This window comes from Sporosarcina sp. Y352 (assembly GCF_056786535.1).
In genome coordinates this window covers 112,343-126,470 of record NZ_JBXCJE010000006.1, presented here as the reverse complement: position 1 = coordinate 126,470, position 14,128 = coordinate 112,343, and the positions used below count along the sequence as shown (strand labels likewise).

The 14,128-nt window shown below is 40.3% G+C and carries 14 protein-coding genes; 13 read left to right on the top strand and 1 reads right to left on the bottom strand.

Annotation, left to right across the window (positions count from 1 at the left end):
- Positions 1-30 precede the first annotated feature (30 nt).
- The 5 genes from AC1TO6_RS12325 (at position 31) to AC1TO6_RS12305 (ending at position 5,259) form a co-directional block, all read left to right on the top strand.
- Positions 31-1,071 carry a YpbB family protein gene (locus AC1TO6_RS12325; protein ID WP_482101901.1) on the top strand — a complete coding sequence of 347 codons (1,041 nt, stop codon included), beginning with the start codon at positions 31-33 and terminating at the stop codon, positions 1,069-1,071.
- Positions 1,072-1,076: 5 nt separating this feature from the next.
- Positions 1,077-2,507, top strand: coding sequence for a RecQ family ATP-dependent DNA helicase (locus AC1TO6_RS12320; RefSeq protein WP_482102020.1), 1,431 nt, complete (start codon positions 1,077-1,079; stop codon positions 2,505-2,507).
- Positions 2,508-2,733: 226 nt separating this feature from the next.
- A complete protein-coding gene (locus AC1TO6_RS12315) occupies positions 2,734-3,420 on the top strand; it encodes a LysM peptidoglycan-binding domain-containing protein (RefSeq protein ID WP_482101900.1) in 687 nt (228 codons plus the stop codon).
- A gap of 64 nt (positions 3,421-3,484) precedes the next feature.
- Entirely contained in the window at positions 3,485-4,261 is a 777-nt protein-coding gene (locus AC1TO6_RS12310) for a metallophosphoesterase (protein ID WP_482101899.1), read from the top strand.
- A 26-nt stretch (positions 4,262-4,287) separates the two neighbouring features.
- Entirely contained in the window at positions 4,288-5,259 is a 972-nt protein-coding gene (locus AC1TO6_RS12305; protein WP_482101898.1) for a YpdA family putative bacillithiol disulfide reductase, read from the top strand.
- Between the two features lie 62 nt (positions 5,260-5,321).
- Here the strand turns inward: AC1TO6_RS12305 and AC1TO6_RS12300 are convergent, their stop codons facing one another.
- Positions 5,322-6,260, bottom strand: a complete 939-nt coding sequence (locus tag AC1TO6_RS12300; RefSeq protein WP_482101897.1) for an asparaginase — start codon at positions 6,258-6,260, stop codon at positions 5,322-5,324.
- A 60-nt stretch (positions 6,261-6,320) separates the two neighbouring features.
- Between AC1TO6_RS12300 and prsW the strand changes: the two genes are divergently transcribed.
- The 8 genes from prsW to der all read left to right on the top strand — a co-directional run bounded on the left by prsW (position 6,321) and on the right by der (position 14,124).
- A complete protein-coding gene (prsW, locus tag AC1TO6_RS12295; RefSeq protein ID WP_482101896.1) occupies positions 6,321-7,004 on the top strand; it encodes a glutamic-type intramembrane protease PrsW in 684 nt (227 codons plus the stop codon).
- A 76-nt stretch (positions 7,005-7,080) separates the two neighbouring features.
- A complete protein-coding gene (sleB, locus tag AC1TO6_RS12290) occupies positions 7,081-7,872 on the top strand; it encodes a spore cortex-lytic enzyme (RefSeq protein WP_482101895.1) in 792 nt (263 codons plus the stop codon).
- Between the two features lie 94 nt (positions 7,873-7,966).
- Positions 7,967-9,241, top strand: coding sequence for a PepSY1/2 domain-containing protein (locus tag AC1TO6_RS12285; RefSeq protein WP_482101894.1), 1,275 nt, complete (start codon positions 7,967-7,969; stop codon positions 9,239-9,241).
- Positions 9,242-9,285: 44 nt separating this feature from the next.
- A complete protein-coding gene (locus AC1TO6_RS12280) occupies positions 9,286-9,954 on the top strand; it encodes a flagellar brake protein (RefSeq protein WP_482101893.1) in 669 nt (222 codons plus the stop codon).
- A 196-nt stretch (positions 9,955-10,150) separates the two neighbouring features.
- Complete coding sequence (gene cmk / locus AC1TO6_RS12275) at positions 10,151-10,798, top strand: (d)CMP kinase (RefSeq protein WP_482101892.1); 648 nt, start codon at positions 10,151-10,153, stop codon at positions 10,796-10,798.
- Between the two features lie 27 nt (positions 10,799-10,825).
- A complete protein-coding gene (locus AC1TO6_RS12270; RefSeq protein ID WP_482101891.1) occupies positions 10,826-11,410 on the top strand; it encodes a lysophospholipid acyltransferase family protein in 585 nt (194 codons plus the stop codon).
- A gap of 82 nt (positions 11,411-11,492) precedes the next feature.
- The gene (rpsA, locus tag AC1TO6_RS12265) at positions 11,493-12,641 is read left to right on the top strand and encodes a 30S ribosomal protein S1 (protein WP_482101890.1); all 1,149 of its coding nucleotides are present in this window, start codon (positions 11,493-11,495) and stop codon (positions 12,639-12,641) included.
- A 172-nt stretch (positions 12,642-12,813) separates the two neighbouring features.
- Complete coding sequence (der, locus tag AC1TO6_RS12260; protein ID WP_482101889.1) at positions 12,814-14,124, top strand: ribosome biogenesis GTPase Der; 1,311 nt, start codon at positions 12,814-12,816, stop codon at positions 14,122-14,124.
- The last annotated feature ends 4 nt before the right edge of the window (positions 14,125-14,128 follow it).

Below are 14,128 nucleotides of genomic sequence, written 5' to 3'. Positions count from 1 at the left end.
AAAAACGTTTGTTTATCGGAGGAATTCAAAATGAATCTATTTTCAATACTATTAACCATCATAAGTAGAATAGATGGGGAACGCAAAATCTATGCGGGTTTTCACCTATTACGCGGCAAAAAATCGGGTCAGACTTTGCAGGATGTCGAATATTACGGCTTAAAAGAATTCTTTGGCATTTTACCAAAATTGTCGTTAGAAGAGTTTAATTTAGTTGCTCATCAATTGGCGGATCAAGAACTTATTTTAACCATGAATGATTCATACGTCAAGTTGACTGAACAGGGAAATGCCGAAGTCGCAAAAATTCAATCTTATCAATTTAACGGTTGGGATTATAGAGGTCGTGAAATGATTTTTTTTGGAAGGTTATCGCTTACAGTTCAAACGGTCTCTAATTTTAAGGCAGGTGAAAAGTCTTTCATGCCAGTTCAAAAAGACCGCGATATCCAGCACTTTGTAAAATCTATCTTACATACTTTGCCTATTGGCGATCCTGCGTTTTCTCGCTTGCTTAGCGAAGAGCTTCGCGTTTGCTTTACACGAAGCGGAATAGACGACATTCAAAAGCAAGTTATCACCTATCGATTGAGCGGTTTTAAAATGAGCGGATGGACTTGGGATCAATTATCGGATACTTTGAAACAAAATCCATTTGACATCCGTCTACTTTTTATAGAAGCATTACATATGTTACTAACTGTAATCTTGAATTCATCCGATTTGCCTTTGTTGCGAAAATTAGCTGAAAACGTCAAGGTTTCGACATACTTGACTGATTCGTCAGTAAAAACGAAACAGCTTTTTATCCGTGGACTATCGATTGAAGACATAGTCAATGTACGTAAATTGAAAACAAGTACGATTGAAGATCACTTCGTCGAAATGTCTATTAATGACTTAGAATTCCCTCTAACTGATTTTGTTTCAGAGGAAGATGTAGTGGCAGTCATTTTGAAGGTTAGTGAATTTGGAACACGAAGACTTCGAGTGCTGAAATCGGAATTCGAGCACTTGTCCTATTTTCAACTACGACTAATTCTAGGTGCTCGGACTGGAGTGGAATGCTAGTGGAGATGCACAAAATTTTGAAAGAGAAATTTGGTTTTGACCAATTCAGGACGGGTCAAGAGGAGGTAATTCGAGATGTAATTGCAGGTAAAGATACGGTCGCCATTTTACCTACAGGCATTGGGAAATCCCTTTGCTACCAACTACCAGCATATGTCTTTGAAGGAGCAGTCTTAATCGTTTCACCCTTGGTTGCTTTAATGGAAGACCAAGTGGCCATCATGAAAAGAAATGGTGAAAAACGAGTGGTTGCTTTGAATTCATTCCACACTTATTCTGAAAAGACACGAATAATGAATGAGTTGCAGCATTATAAATTTATTTTTATTTCACCTGAAATGCTGTTGCAGAAAAAAGTGACTGCACTACTCCGCACTTTGAATGTGTCGTTATTCGTAGTGGATGAGGCGCATTGTATATCGCAATGGGGATTTGATTTTCGGCCAGATTACTTACGGATTGGGGAATTGTTCAACGGTGTGGCGCGTCCGGGTATTTTGGCTTTAACGGCTACAGCGGATGATAAGGTAAAAGCTGATATTTGCCATTATTTACAGTTACGGACACCAATCATCCATCAGCAATCACTTGATCGTCCGAATATTTCATATTCGATTATTAAAGTTGACAACGGGATGATGAAAACGGATTGGATAAGAAGTCGTATAATTGAAACACAGGGTCCTGGAATTATATACGTTGCTTCAAGAAAACGTGCGGATGAACTTTCAGCAATCCTCCAGACGGACGGTGTATCAGTCGCATCTTACCACGCTGGTAAAGAACAAGAAGATCGTGCATTTATCCAAGAGCAGTTCATTACTGGTGAAATTAGTTGGATTTGCGCTACAAATGCTTTTGGCATGGGTATACATAAGAATGATATCCGTCAAGTAATCCATGAACATGTGCCCCAGGCCATTGCAAGTTATATTCAAGAAGTTGGAAGGGCAGGCCGGGACGGTAAACAATCTGCTGCAACATTGCTTTTTTCTCAAGAAGACGAATCGAGAACACGGTTTATTGTTCAAGATGATATACCGCAAGAAACTGAAATTCGGCATTATCAACAGCTTCTAGAGAATAATGTTTCACCTAATGAGGCTGCAGAATTAGCGCGAATCAGCGAAACAGGAAAACGTGTCATGGATTACTATATTGAACGGATGCCAATCGAAGACGTTATTATTCGGATGAATGAGTTAATAAGGGAAAAAGAGGCACAGCTACAGACGATGCTTCGACTGATCCACTCAGATCAATGCATTCGACACGAAATTTTACGTTTTTTTGGTGAGAACTGTGAAGTGAAACCTCAATATTGTTGTTCAGTTTGCAGAACTGCAGAATTTATAGGCACTGTTGGACAAAAGTCGATTCCATTCGATAAACGAACGATGGATTGGGATCAAAGACTAGCTGTACTTCTTGGATAATAGCTCGGTTTCTCAAACAAGTTCACTTAGTATGAGCCTTCAGCTAGTCAAAAGGTGTCCTAAATTCGTCGCGTCCTGCAGGCACAGGCTCAATTCAAAATCTGGACGCAATCTATTCCAAGATGAAAGCGTAGTGGCAGTAGTGATTTCACCAATGTGTATTTGATTTTTACGACAAAACTCGTCATAATAGAAGAATAGTACGATGCGATAGGAGAATGTGGCGATGAAAAAAGATGATTACAAGACTGAATTCGAAGAGCACAGGAAAGAAATCAGTTTAGACGAAGGTTCAGAAGTTTTAGACCTTCCATCGCGTACGGAATTACACAGGAAAGGTCGGAAGCCGAAAAAGAAATCCGGCCATTTGATGATTAACATAATTCTTGGACTATTTACGCTGATTCCAGTACTCATTTTAGTTTATTTCATTTCTGATTTTTATTCCCCTGGTGATATGACATCTGCAAAAGGTGGCGAAACAGGTATACGCTTTGAAACTAGTAAGGAAGCGGCCGATAAAAAAAATGATGCCACCGATAAGGATATTGCAATTGAGGCCGAGGATGATGAGAGTAAAACAGATAGCAAAGATGATGGGGAAAGTACAAGTAAACCGGTCAGTGGAGCGGAAAAGCCAGTAGTCAAAGCCGATCCAATTCCTGAGAAGAAACCAGTAGTGAAGCCGGAACCTAAGCCAGAAAAGAAACCTGAACCAAAGCCAGAGAAGAAACCTGAACCAAAACCTGAACCAAAACCAACTGCTAAAACGCATAAAGTGGCCAGTAATGAGAATCTATATCGTATTTCACTGAAATATTATGGCAATGGAACAGGTGTAGATAAAATTAGAAATGCGAATGGATTGTCTTCAAATGAAATTAGTGTGGGACAGACGCTCGTTATTCCTTGATAAATAACATTGTGGAAGAAGGCAAAGTGTACTTGCTTTGCCTTTTTCCTATGAAAGGTGGGGCATGATTACGGTCAATAAAACAATTAAGTTATTAGTATTAATTATAGTCGGCTTCATCACATTCATGTTTATGAGCGCCAGAAGAAGGAACGTTGTTCACCATAGCATGAACATAGAAAGTCAAAGGTTACTCGACAAAAGGCTATCGGTATTTTTCATTTCTGATATTCATAGGCGTAAAATCGATGATAAGCTACTAGCTAAAATTCAATTCGAAAATAAAATTGATGTAGTTATCGTCGGCGGGGATCTTGCCGAAAAAGGTGTCCCATTAGCGCGTGTCGAGAAGAATATCCGTCAGTTAGCCAGTTTAGGTCCGTTGTTTTTTATCTGGGGTAACAATGACCGTGAGGCAGGAGAAAAGCAAATTAGGGATATGATTAGCCGCTACGGAGGAAAAATCCTTGATAATGAAAATGTAGCAATTCCTGGTCATTCAAAGTGGGGGATTGGTGGAACGGATGATCCATCTAGCGGGAATGTCGATATTGATTCTTCTCTTCAATCCATCGTACAGTATGAAAATGTAATATTTGTTACACATACGCCTTCACTTTTTAGGAAAGTGGAACAGCTTTATCAACCTCGTATATTGCTGGCTGGACATACACACGGAGGTCAAATTAGAATCGGTAAATACGGTCTGGAAGACAAAGGATCCTTCCGCATCAAGAATGGTCGGGCAAAGCTTATCAGCAATGGATATGGCACTTCTAAGATACCGTTGCGTCTAGGGGCAGAGCCAGAATGTCATATTATTGCAATCAGATACACTTGAACCGTCCTAAAGGAGCGAAAGTTAAAATGATACTAAAAGATGTAATTGTGATAGGGGGAGGACCATGTGGTCTTTCAGCGGCAATTGAATTGCAAAATAAAGGTCATGACGTACTTGTTATTGAAAAGGGTACTATTGTGAACTCTATTTATCATTATCCAACGCATCAAACCTTTTTCAGTACCAGTATTAAATTATCCATTGGGGATATTCCGTTTATCACTGCAATAGATAGACCAAAGCGAAATGATGCGCTTGTCTATTATCGTAAAGTAGCTGAATTTAAAAAAATACCCATCAATAATTACGAAAAAGTGGAAGACGTCACTAAGGTAGGTCAAGACTTTCGCGTTTTAACAGACAAAAACGAGTACCAAGCTGCAAACGTTGTTGTTGCGACTGGCTATTATGACAATCCAAATCGATTGGGAATTGCAGGGGAGGAACTTCCGAACGTTTTCCATTACTTTAAAGAAGCACATCCTTACTTCGGAAAGAAGGTTGTTGTCATTGGAGGTAAGAACTCATCCATTGACGCAGCGCTTGAATTGGAACGTGCCGGCGCACAGGTTACGGTAATTTATCGGGGTTCAGACTATTCACCGAGTATCAAACCGTGGATTTTACCAGGATTTGACAGCCTTGTCCGCAGTGGTGACATTGATATGCATTTTAGTGCGAATATACTCAAAATCACTAACTCGTCTGTTGTGATTGAAAAAAAGGGGGAGACATTCGAATTCGATAATGATTTTGTCTTTGCGATGATTGGCTATCATCCTAACCACGCTTTTTTGGAGAAAATAGGTATTACAATTGATAAAGAAAGTGGACGTCCCACTTTTGATGAAGAAACGATGGAGTCGAATGTGGAAGGGCTCTTTGTAGCGGGGGTAATAGCAGCTGGAAATAATGCCAATGAAATTTTTATTGAAAATGGAAAGTTTCATGGAGACTTAATCGCGCGAGCCATCGAAATGAAGAAAAACGAGATATGAAAAAGGCTACTCCTCACCTGATTAGAACAGGTGAGGAGAAGCCTTTTTCGTTGCTTAGGAAACTACTCCGAACATAGTTCTAGCAATAGTTTTAAACGCGCTTTCTGACCACTAAGTCCATGTTCGAAACGCACACCCATTTTACTCAACATTTTCCCTCCTCCTTCATAAGCATAAATGTCTTGAGCAATTCCGTTGAAGCAACGGGAAACTAGAATAATTGGAAGACCGTCAGAAAGGAGCTGTCTGATTCCTGTAATTAGATCAGGCGGAACATTGCCTTGTCCGAGTCCCTCGAGAACCAAGCCGTCATAGCCGAGTGAGGCGATTGAAATTAGCAAGTCCGGATCCATTCCCGCATAGACTTTCAACATTGCTACCTTTTTAGTGATATTCAATATTGGAAGATACGTTCGGGTAAGGGGCGCATGATGAAAATGAATGTCCGACTTCGTTACGATACCGATTGGACCGTATTGAGGACTTTGGAAAGTTGATACGCTACTACTATGAGTCTTTGTCACGTTAGTCGCTGTATGGATTTCATCGTTTAGGACGACGAGCACACCTTTTCCGATGGCGTAGTCTGAAGCTGCAACCCTGACGGCAGACATCAGGTTGTAAACGCCATCCGATCCGATTTCGTTGGAAGAGCGCATGGCACCTGTTAATACAATGGGGATGCTGAAATTCGTTGACAGTTCTAGGAAATACGCAGTCTCTTCAAGTGTGTCCGTGCCATGGGTAATGACTACACCATCGAAGTGACTGTCCTCAATATGTCGAGATATTAATTTTTGCAGCTCCAACATCTCTTCGGGTGTAATGTGAGGGGAAGGTAAATTAAATGCTTCCACTTCTGTAATCGTAGCGAAATGTTGGATGTTATTTATTTCTAATGCTAGTGGATTGGTCGCACTTAACATAACGCCACCCGTTGTGATATCTAGTTCCATCGAAATTGTCCCGCCTGTATGTACGAGTAGAATGTTTTTCAGCATTTTAGTTCCTCCTGTTCATGGGAATTGATGGTATAATAAAGCGGAAATGGAGGCCAGCCTATGTTCATATTGCTTACCGTAGCGATTGCGCCGGGATTGGCGCTCTTCAGTTATTTTTATTTAAGAAAACAAATTGCAAAAGAACCTTCTCTGACATTATTTCATACATTCTTATATGGAGCTATCATGACTTTCCCAATATTGTTCATTCAACATGTTTTCGAAGAGGAAAACATTTTTTCTAACTACTTCTTTCGAAATGTAGTTTTTACCAGCGGTCTTGAAGAGTTTTTTAAGTGGCTTATCCTTCTGTTAGCGATTTATCGTCATGTGGAATTTGAAGATGCTTATGATGGAATCCTTTATGGTGCCAGCGCATCCTTAGGTTTTGCAACAGTTGAAAATATTATTTATCTCTTGACATTTGGAACTGATACAGCTTTTCTCCGTGCTTTACTGCCAGTTTCAAGTCATGCCCTTTTCGGTGTTGTCATGGGTTATTATTTTGGACGTGCTAAGTTTGCAGTTGAAGCACACGTTAATAAGTACTTATTTTTAGCATTACTAGCTCCATATGGTCTTCACTTCATATACAATGGCATCCTTGCCGTAGATGATTTGTGGCTGTATCTGATTATTCCTTTTATGTTATTTCTATGGTGGTTTGGCTTAACACGAGTTAAATATGCACATTCATTCGCAATGCAACAATTCAGACGTAAAACCCGAATGAACACAAAATGATTCAGCAATTGCTGAATCATTTTTTTGTTTTGCTAATAATAATGATGATTTTGGACAAACTGATTTAAAAGGAGGAATGAACTTGAAAAAATTGATTATCCGCATGATTACAATCGTCCTTCTCCTCGGAAGTGCATATGCTGCATCTCCCGGTCAAATTGAGGCATTCAGTACGCAGAATGTTACACGAGGAGCTTTCGGAGATGATGTTATCGAGCTGCAGTCAAGACTTCAGTATATCGGTTACTACACTGGGACAATCGATGGGAAATTCGGTTATGGAACCTATTGGGCTTTACGTAACTTCCAAGAGAAATATGGACTTCCGGTTGACGGAATTGCAGGGCTACAGACAAGAAAGAAATTAGTGGATGCATCTAATTATGACGAGAAGTTTGTTAAAGAAAATATGAATAAAGGAAATAAGTTCACCCATTACGGAAGTAAGCCGCTAGCATCTCAAGTGAATAAAGGCGCAGGCAAAAAAGAGAATGTTCAATTACCTGCAAAGTATTCGGATGCAGATCTTAATCTGATAGCAAATGCGGTTTACGGTGAAGCAAGGGGCGAGCCGTATGAAGGCCAGGTAGCAGTTGCGGCGGTCATTTTAAACCGAATTGAGCATCCTGACTTTCCTGATACTGTAGGTGGTGTAATTTTCCAACCACTGGCCTTTACTGCTGTTGCAGATGGTCAAATATGGCTGACTCCCAATGAGCGAGCAAAAGAGGCGGTCCTGGATGCAATTAATGGGTGGGATCCATCAGAAAACTCGATTTACTACTTTAACCCTATTACAGCAACAAGTGAATGGATTTGGTCCCGACCACAAGTAAAGAAAATTGGGTTGCATGTATTTTGCCATTAAGGACTAACATTTGAACACGAAAGGAGGATAGGGCAAATATAGTGGGAATAACAAAAAGGCTCCTGCTGTTATTTGCTGATTTATGAAAAAACTGATGTTTGTTTTGATATACTCTGTAGCAGCACTTTCAATTTTTTCTTATACTAAGGCGACTGAAAATAAAGAGCTATCCATAGCCTTAAGCAACCAATATGCTAATAAGATGACTGATGCGTCGAAGAAGCTGGAAGAATTAGATATTGCGGTGAAGAAAACGTTATTATTTAATGAGACAGAAGGCTCATCTGAAGCACGGGAGGACATTTGGCGCTTATCATCTGATATAAAAAACTCCGTATCCTCTCTGCCGATGGATCCAAGTTTTTCTACATCCTGGATGAATTATCTTGGACGACTTGGTAACTTTGCAAAGGAAACTGACCGTTCAAAGGATAATGCTGAATATCACCGAGTAATGAAACTAGCCTCCAAGAATCTGAGTTCCATGTCGGATGAGTGGCAAGTTGCAACTGCAGGCATGGTGACCGGAGATTTGTCGGTTGATGGATGGAATAAAAGACTCGATAGTGCAAGTGCTGGACACGATTGGACAGGAATGGGCACTGCTGTAAAGCAGTATACAGAAAGTGATTTCCCGCTCACGGCAAGTGAGTCGGATTCGATGAAAAAGAAAGATCTTAAAGAAATAGAAGATCCGAAAGTTACAAAAGAACAGGCTGTTACCAACTTTAAAAAATTGTTCCCACACCTATCAAACGAAACCATTGTTGTAGAAAAAAGCCAACCAGGATCTCCCTATCCGTTTTATCATATTCGTTTCGCGGAAGAGGAGTCTGTCGGTTACATCGACATCACAGAAAAAGGTGGCCATGTCTTATCATTATTAACGGAAAGACCTTTTGGAAAAGAAAGCCTTCCGTTTGAAGACTTGAAAAAGAAAGCTGAGTCGTTTTTAAAAGATGCGGGGTATAAGGATCTTGTTTATGAAGAGGCAAGGGAAAATAGTACAGCATGGCATATGGTGTTTGTTCGAGTAGAACCTGAATATGGTGCAAAAGTATTTTCAGATATCATTCATTTGAAAATCGCCAAAGATAATGCAGGTATAATCGGATTGGATGCTTCTGAATATGTACGTAAAGAGAAAACTTCGAAGCAACCGATAACGAAAAAGGATTGGAAATCATTTTTCCACACCAACGTAACGATTGTTAAAGAAGAATATGCATATGTTGAAAATCGTCAGATGGAACAGAGACTTGCACATTATATGACTGTCACATTAGATGAAAATGGTGAAACAGGTACGTATGCTGTTATTGTCGACACTGAAACATCCGAAGTAATTAAAACGGAAAGGTTACAGTAAAATAGGCATTGGATTTTCCATCTTGTCATGACATAATAGGATGTATGACATATAGATGGCAGGTGTTACATGTGCTACTTTCGATAGGGACAATTATTGTTATTGACAAGGATTTTACTAAAGATGGTGAAAAGTTTAAAAGTAAAGTGGTCGATATGAGTGATGGGTACGTGATGATTGACTATCCAACTCATATTGAAACCGGACGCACTTCATTCTTCATGGATGGAACGCAGTTACAAGTGAACTTCACTGATAGCACCAAAATTTCATATGCATTTCGGACAGAAGTAAGTGGTCGCCTTAATAAAGGGATCCCCATGCTGAAATTAACCTATCCTGGTGATGATCAGCTCATTAAGATACAAAGACGCCAATTTGTAAGAGTAGAATCAGCAATAGATGTCGCTGTGGAGAAAAATAGTCTATTCAGCCAATATGTCGCTGCAGACTTAAGTGCAGGCGGTATCGCACTTTTTTTGTCAAACTTCACAACACTAGTCGCTGAGGAAGTCGTATCGTTAATTATCGTATTACCGTTCAATAGTCACGATATTAAGTATGTTAAATTATCTGCAAAGGTCGTCAGAGTATGGGAGAAAGATGGAAGAATAATTGCTTCGCTGGAATTTGAGAAAGTAAATGCATTTGTGCGTCAATCCATCATTCGGTTCTGCTTTGAACGACAATTGCAAATGAGAGATATTAAATAGAGTTTAAATGGGGGAAAGTCCGTGATAAAAGGGCTTTTCTCTTTTCGTTTTCATGACTAGCGCGCCGAAGGGAAATGGTTAATTCAAAGAAAAATGCACATTCCGCGGCTTTTACCTTTTCTTTCACAACCTAACAAAGGCGCTGACGTCATACTTATGATACAATGTTTTCGAATTGATTACGGGGGTTTGAGAAATGACAAAAAGAATAAAAATCGCGATTGACGGTCCGGCTGCTGCTGGAAAAAGTACAATTGCCAAAATTACAGCTGAAAAACTAGGTTATACGTATATTGATACAGGAGCAATGTACCGTGCACTTACGCATAAGGCATTAGACCGCAACATAAATAGTAATGATGGAATGGAACTGGAGAAATTACTTGAACAGATTGAAATCGTTCTATTACCGTCACCGGTAGGTCAAGCCATAATTGTTGATGGTGTAGATGTATCTGAATCCATTCGCTCACAACTGGTAACTGCCAATGTGTCTGCAGTTGCTGCTCACAGTGGTGTTAGATGCCTAATGGTCGATAAGCAACGGCAATTAGCCGAAGGAGTAGGTGTTGTCATGGATGGCCGTGATATTGGGACAGCTGTGTTGCCAGATGCGGAACTCAAGATTTTTATGACTGCGTCTGTCGAAGAAAGAGCAAGGCGGCGTCATATTGAAGATGAACGTCGCGGTTTCATCACTTCAATTGAACAATTGAAGGCTGAAATAAGCGAACGTGATCGTGCGGATATGGAGAGAGAGGTATCTCCGCTGAGACAGGCAGAAGACGCCGTTCTAATTGACTCAACTTCCATGACCATCGAGGATGTGGCGAAAAAAAATTAGCGAACTGGCCGAAAAGAGGATGCGTTTATGAATTTATACCCACTAGGCAAATTTCTGTGTAGCACTATTTTTTATCCGCTATATAGAATTAAAGTAATTGGCAAGGAAAACTTTCCTAAAGAAGGAGGTGTTCTTCTCTGTACGAACCATATTGAGAATGTCGATCCGCCTGTTGTTGGGATCACCTGTCCACGACCTGTTCACTTCATGGCGAAAGAAGAACTTTTCAAATTGCCAGTATTAAAAAGTGTCCTGCCACAAGTGAATGCATATCCGGTGAAACGCGGGATGAGTGATCGAGAGGCGTTTCGTAATACACTTAAAATCCTGAAATCAGGGAAAGTGGTCGGAATGTTTCCTGAAGGCACACGGAGCAAGACGGGCGAACTTGGCGAAGGTCTTGCAGGTGCAGGATTTTTTGCTTTGAAAGGCGGAGATGCTGTCGTTGTTCCTTGCGCAATTATAGGACCTTATAAAGCATTTAAAAGATTAACAGTTGTCTATGGAAAACCGCTTGACATGACGCCTTACCGTGAAAATAGGACGTCGGCTGAAGAGGTTACAGAAGTTATAATGAGTGAGATCAAAAACCTTCTCGAACAAAATAAATGAACAAAATAAGGGTAAATTTTTGTTATTATGAATCGATTCGCATAATATGGAAGTAAGATTCTTTATGAAGGAGGTCTACATAATGACTGAAGAGATGAACTTAGAAACAGAGAACAACTACAATGAAGGTGACCGTGTTACTGGAAAAGTGACGAAAATCGAAGACAAATCGGTGACAGTTGAAATTGCGGGAGCTCCGTTTGATGGTGTTATTCCAATCAGTGAACTATCAAGCCTTCACATTGAGACGGCTTCGGATGCGGTTGCTGAAGGTGATGAACTAGAACTTATTATTATGAAAATCGAAGAAGATAATTATGTTCTTTCAAAACGGAAAGTCGACGCGGAAGATGCTTGGGGTTCACTTGAAGAGAAATTTAACTCAAAAGAAACGATTGAAACGGAAGTGAAAGACGTCGTTAAAGGTGGATTAGTAGTCGACCTGGGCGTACGGGGCTTCATACCAGCATCACTTGTCGAAGATTATTTTGTCGAATCTTTCGAAGAATATAAAGGCCGGACAATGACTTTCAAAATTGTTGAAATGGATAAAGAGAAAAACCGACTAATTCTATCCCACCGTGCGGTTATTCAGGAAGATAAAGAATCGCAAAAAGGTGAGATACTGGATGGTCTTAAAGAAGGCGAAATACTTGAGGGTACTGTCCAACGTCTTGCAGCATTCGGTGCTTTTGTCGATATTGGAGGAATTGATGGACTTGTCCATATTTCGCAATTGTCACATGATCATGTTGAAAAAGTGTCGGATGTTTTAAAAGAAGGCGATAAAGTGAATGTGAAGGTTTTGTCAATAGACCGTGATTCAGAACGGATATCGCTTTCCATTAAAGACACTTTGCCTGGTCCTTGGGAAGGCATCGAAGAAAAGGCTCCAAAGGGGACGAAACTTGATGGAACCGTGAAAAGACTTGTGTCATACGGTGCATTCGTGGAAGTGTTCCCAGGCGTCGAAGGTCTTGTTCATATCTCGCGTATTTCCCATCAGCACATCGGTACGCCGCACGAAGTGTTGCAGGAAGGTCAAAAGATTGAAGTTAAAGTGTTGGAAGTAAATACAGATGAGAAGCGACTCTCTTTGAGCATTAAAGATCTTGTAGAAAAAGAAGATAATAATTCATACGGTAGCTATGAAATGCCTGAAGAAGCATCAGGCTTCTCAATGGGAGATGTCATTGGGGATCAGTTGAAGAAGTTTGCCAATAGAGACTAATTGGGATGGTAATATAGCTTCACTTTCAACTAATCAGCCCGATTTAGATCCCCAGAAAACGAACAAGTGAACATTATGAACGAGTAATTATATGGATGATGGTGCTTTTACGGGCATCATCGTCTTTTTTTGTGTATAATATGCAGAAGATAAGCTGGAAGGATGTTAGATTATGAATAAACCAACTGTAGCGATCGTCGGTAGGCCGAACGTCGGGAAATCGACAATATTTAACCGAATCGTTGGTGAACGTATTTCAATCGTAGAAGATGTAGCAGGAGTTACCCGTGACCGTATTTATAGTTCAGCCGATTGGCTCGCGCACGAATTCAACCTGATTGATACTGGTGGAATCGATATTGGAGATGAACCCTTCCTTGAACAAATCCGGCTACAAGCGGAAATTGCAATAGATGAAGCGGATGTAATCATTTTCCTCGTGAATGGCCGTGAAGGAGTAACGGATGCAGATGAACAAGTCGCCAAAATATTGTATAAAACGAAAAAACCTGTCGTTTTGGCAGTGAATAAGGTTGATAATCCGGATATGCGGGATATGATTTATGACTTCTATTCCCTAGGATTTGGTGAACCTTATCCGATTTCGGGTTCACATGGACTAGGACTTGGAGATTTGCTTGACGCGGTAGCAAACGACTTTCCTGAGCCCGGAGCTGAAGAAATTGAAGATGATGTAATTCGGTTTTCATTAATCGGCAGACCGAATGTTGGGAAATCATCACTTGTTAACGCATTTTTAGGCGAGGAACGAGTTATCGTTAGTGATATCCCTGGCACGACAGTAGATGCCATCGATACTGCTTATGAATATGATGGGCAAAAATATAAAATTATCGATACTGCAGGTATGCGTAAAAAAGGTAAAGTATATGAAAATGTGGAGAAATATGCTGTTCTTCGTGCATTAAAAGCAATTGACCGTTCCGATGTCGTTCTCATTGTTATAAATGGGGAAGAAGGTATTCGTGAAATGGACAAGCGAATTGCCGGTTACGCGGAAGATGCAGGAAAAGGTGTCCTTTTTGTTGTCAATAAGTGGGATGCTGTTGAGAAAGACGATAAAACAATGAATAAGTTTATAGCGGATATCCGAGATAATTTCTTATTCCTAGACTATGCACCAATCGCTTTTGTTTCAGCTAAAACGAAACAGCGCGTAAATACTTTGTTTGAAAAAGTTAAGTTAATAAGTGAAAACCATGCACTACGAATCCAATCAAGTGTCTTGAATGAAGTAATCGAAGATGCGGTTGCAAGAAATCCAGCACCTAGTAGCAAAGGACGTAGACTGCGTATTTATTACGCCACGCAAGTAGCCGTCAAACCACCAACTTTCGTCGTCTTTGTGAACGACATTGAAATCATGCACTTCTCTTATGAGCGTTTTTTACAAAACCGTCTTCGGGAATCATTCGGCTTCGAGGGAACGCCAATCCGGCTCATAACACGTGCAAGAAGCTGACCGG

What these genes read in the sequence shown, in the direction of transcription:
- AC1TO6_RS12310 (WP_482101899.1), top strand. Translation starts at nt 3,485, where the DNA reads ATGATTACGGTCAATAAAACAATTAAGTTATTAGTATTAATTATAGTC.
- AC1TO6_RS12320 (WP_482102020.1), top strand. Translation starts at nt 1,077, where the DNA reads ATGCACAAAATTTTGAAAGAGAAATTTGGTTTTGACCAATTCAGGACG.
- prsW (WP_482101896.1), top strand. Translation starts at nt 6,321, where the DNA reads ATGTTCATATTGCTTACCGTAGCGATTGCGCCGGGATTGGCGCTCTTC.
- AC1TO6_RS12315 (WP_482101900.1), top strand. Translation starts at nt 2,734, where the DNA reads ATGAAAAAAGATGATTACAAGACTGAATTCGAAGAGCACAGGAAAGAA.
- sleB (WP_482101895.1), top strand. Translation starts at nt 7,081, where the DNA reads ATGAACTTGAAAAAATTGATTATCCGCATGATTACAATCGTCCTTCTC.
- cmk (WP_482101892.1), top strand. Translation starts at nt 10,151, where the DNA reads ATGACAAAAAGAATAAAAATCGCGATTGACGGTCCGGCTGCTGCTGGA.
- AC1TO6_RS12285 (WP_482101894.1), top strand. Translation starts at nt 7,967, where the DNA reads ATGTTTGTTTTGATATACTCTGTAGCAGCACTTTCAATTTTTTCTTAT.
- AC1TO6_RS12270 (WP_482101891.1), top strand. Translation starts at nt 10,826, where the DNA reads ATGAATTTATACCCACTAGGCAAATTTCTGTGTAGCACTATTTTTTAT.
- AC1TO6_RS12305 (WP_482101898.1), top strand. Translation starts at nt 4,288, where the DNA reads ATGATACTAAAAGATGTAATTGTGATAGGGGGAGGACCATGTGGTCTT.
- der (WP_482101889.1), top strand. Translation starts at nt 12,814, where the DNA reads ATGAATAAACCAACTGTAGCGATCGTCGGTAGGCCGAACGTCGGGAAA.
- AC1TO6_RS12280 (WP_482101893.1), top strand. Translation starts at nt 9,286, where the DNA reads ATGACATATAGATGGCAGGTGTTACATGTGCTACTTTCGATAGGGACA.
- rpsA (WP_482101890.1), top strand. Translation starts at nt 11,493, where the DNA reads ATGACTGAAGAGATGAACTTAGAAACAGAGAACAACTACAATGAAGGT.
- AC1TO6_RS12325 (WP_482101901.1), top strand. Translation starts at nt 31, where the DNA reads ATGAATCTATTTTCAATACTATTAACCATCATAAGTAGAATAGATGGG.
- AC1TO6_RS12300 (WP_482101897.1), bottom strand. Translation starts at nt 6,260, where the DNA reads ATGCTGAAAAACATTCTACTCGTACATACAGGCGGGACAATTTCGATG.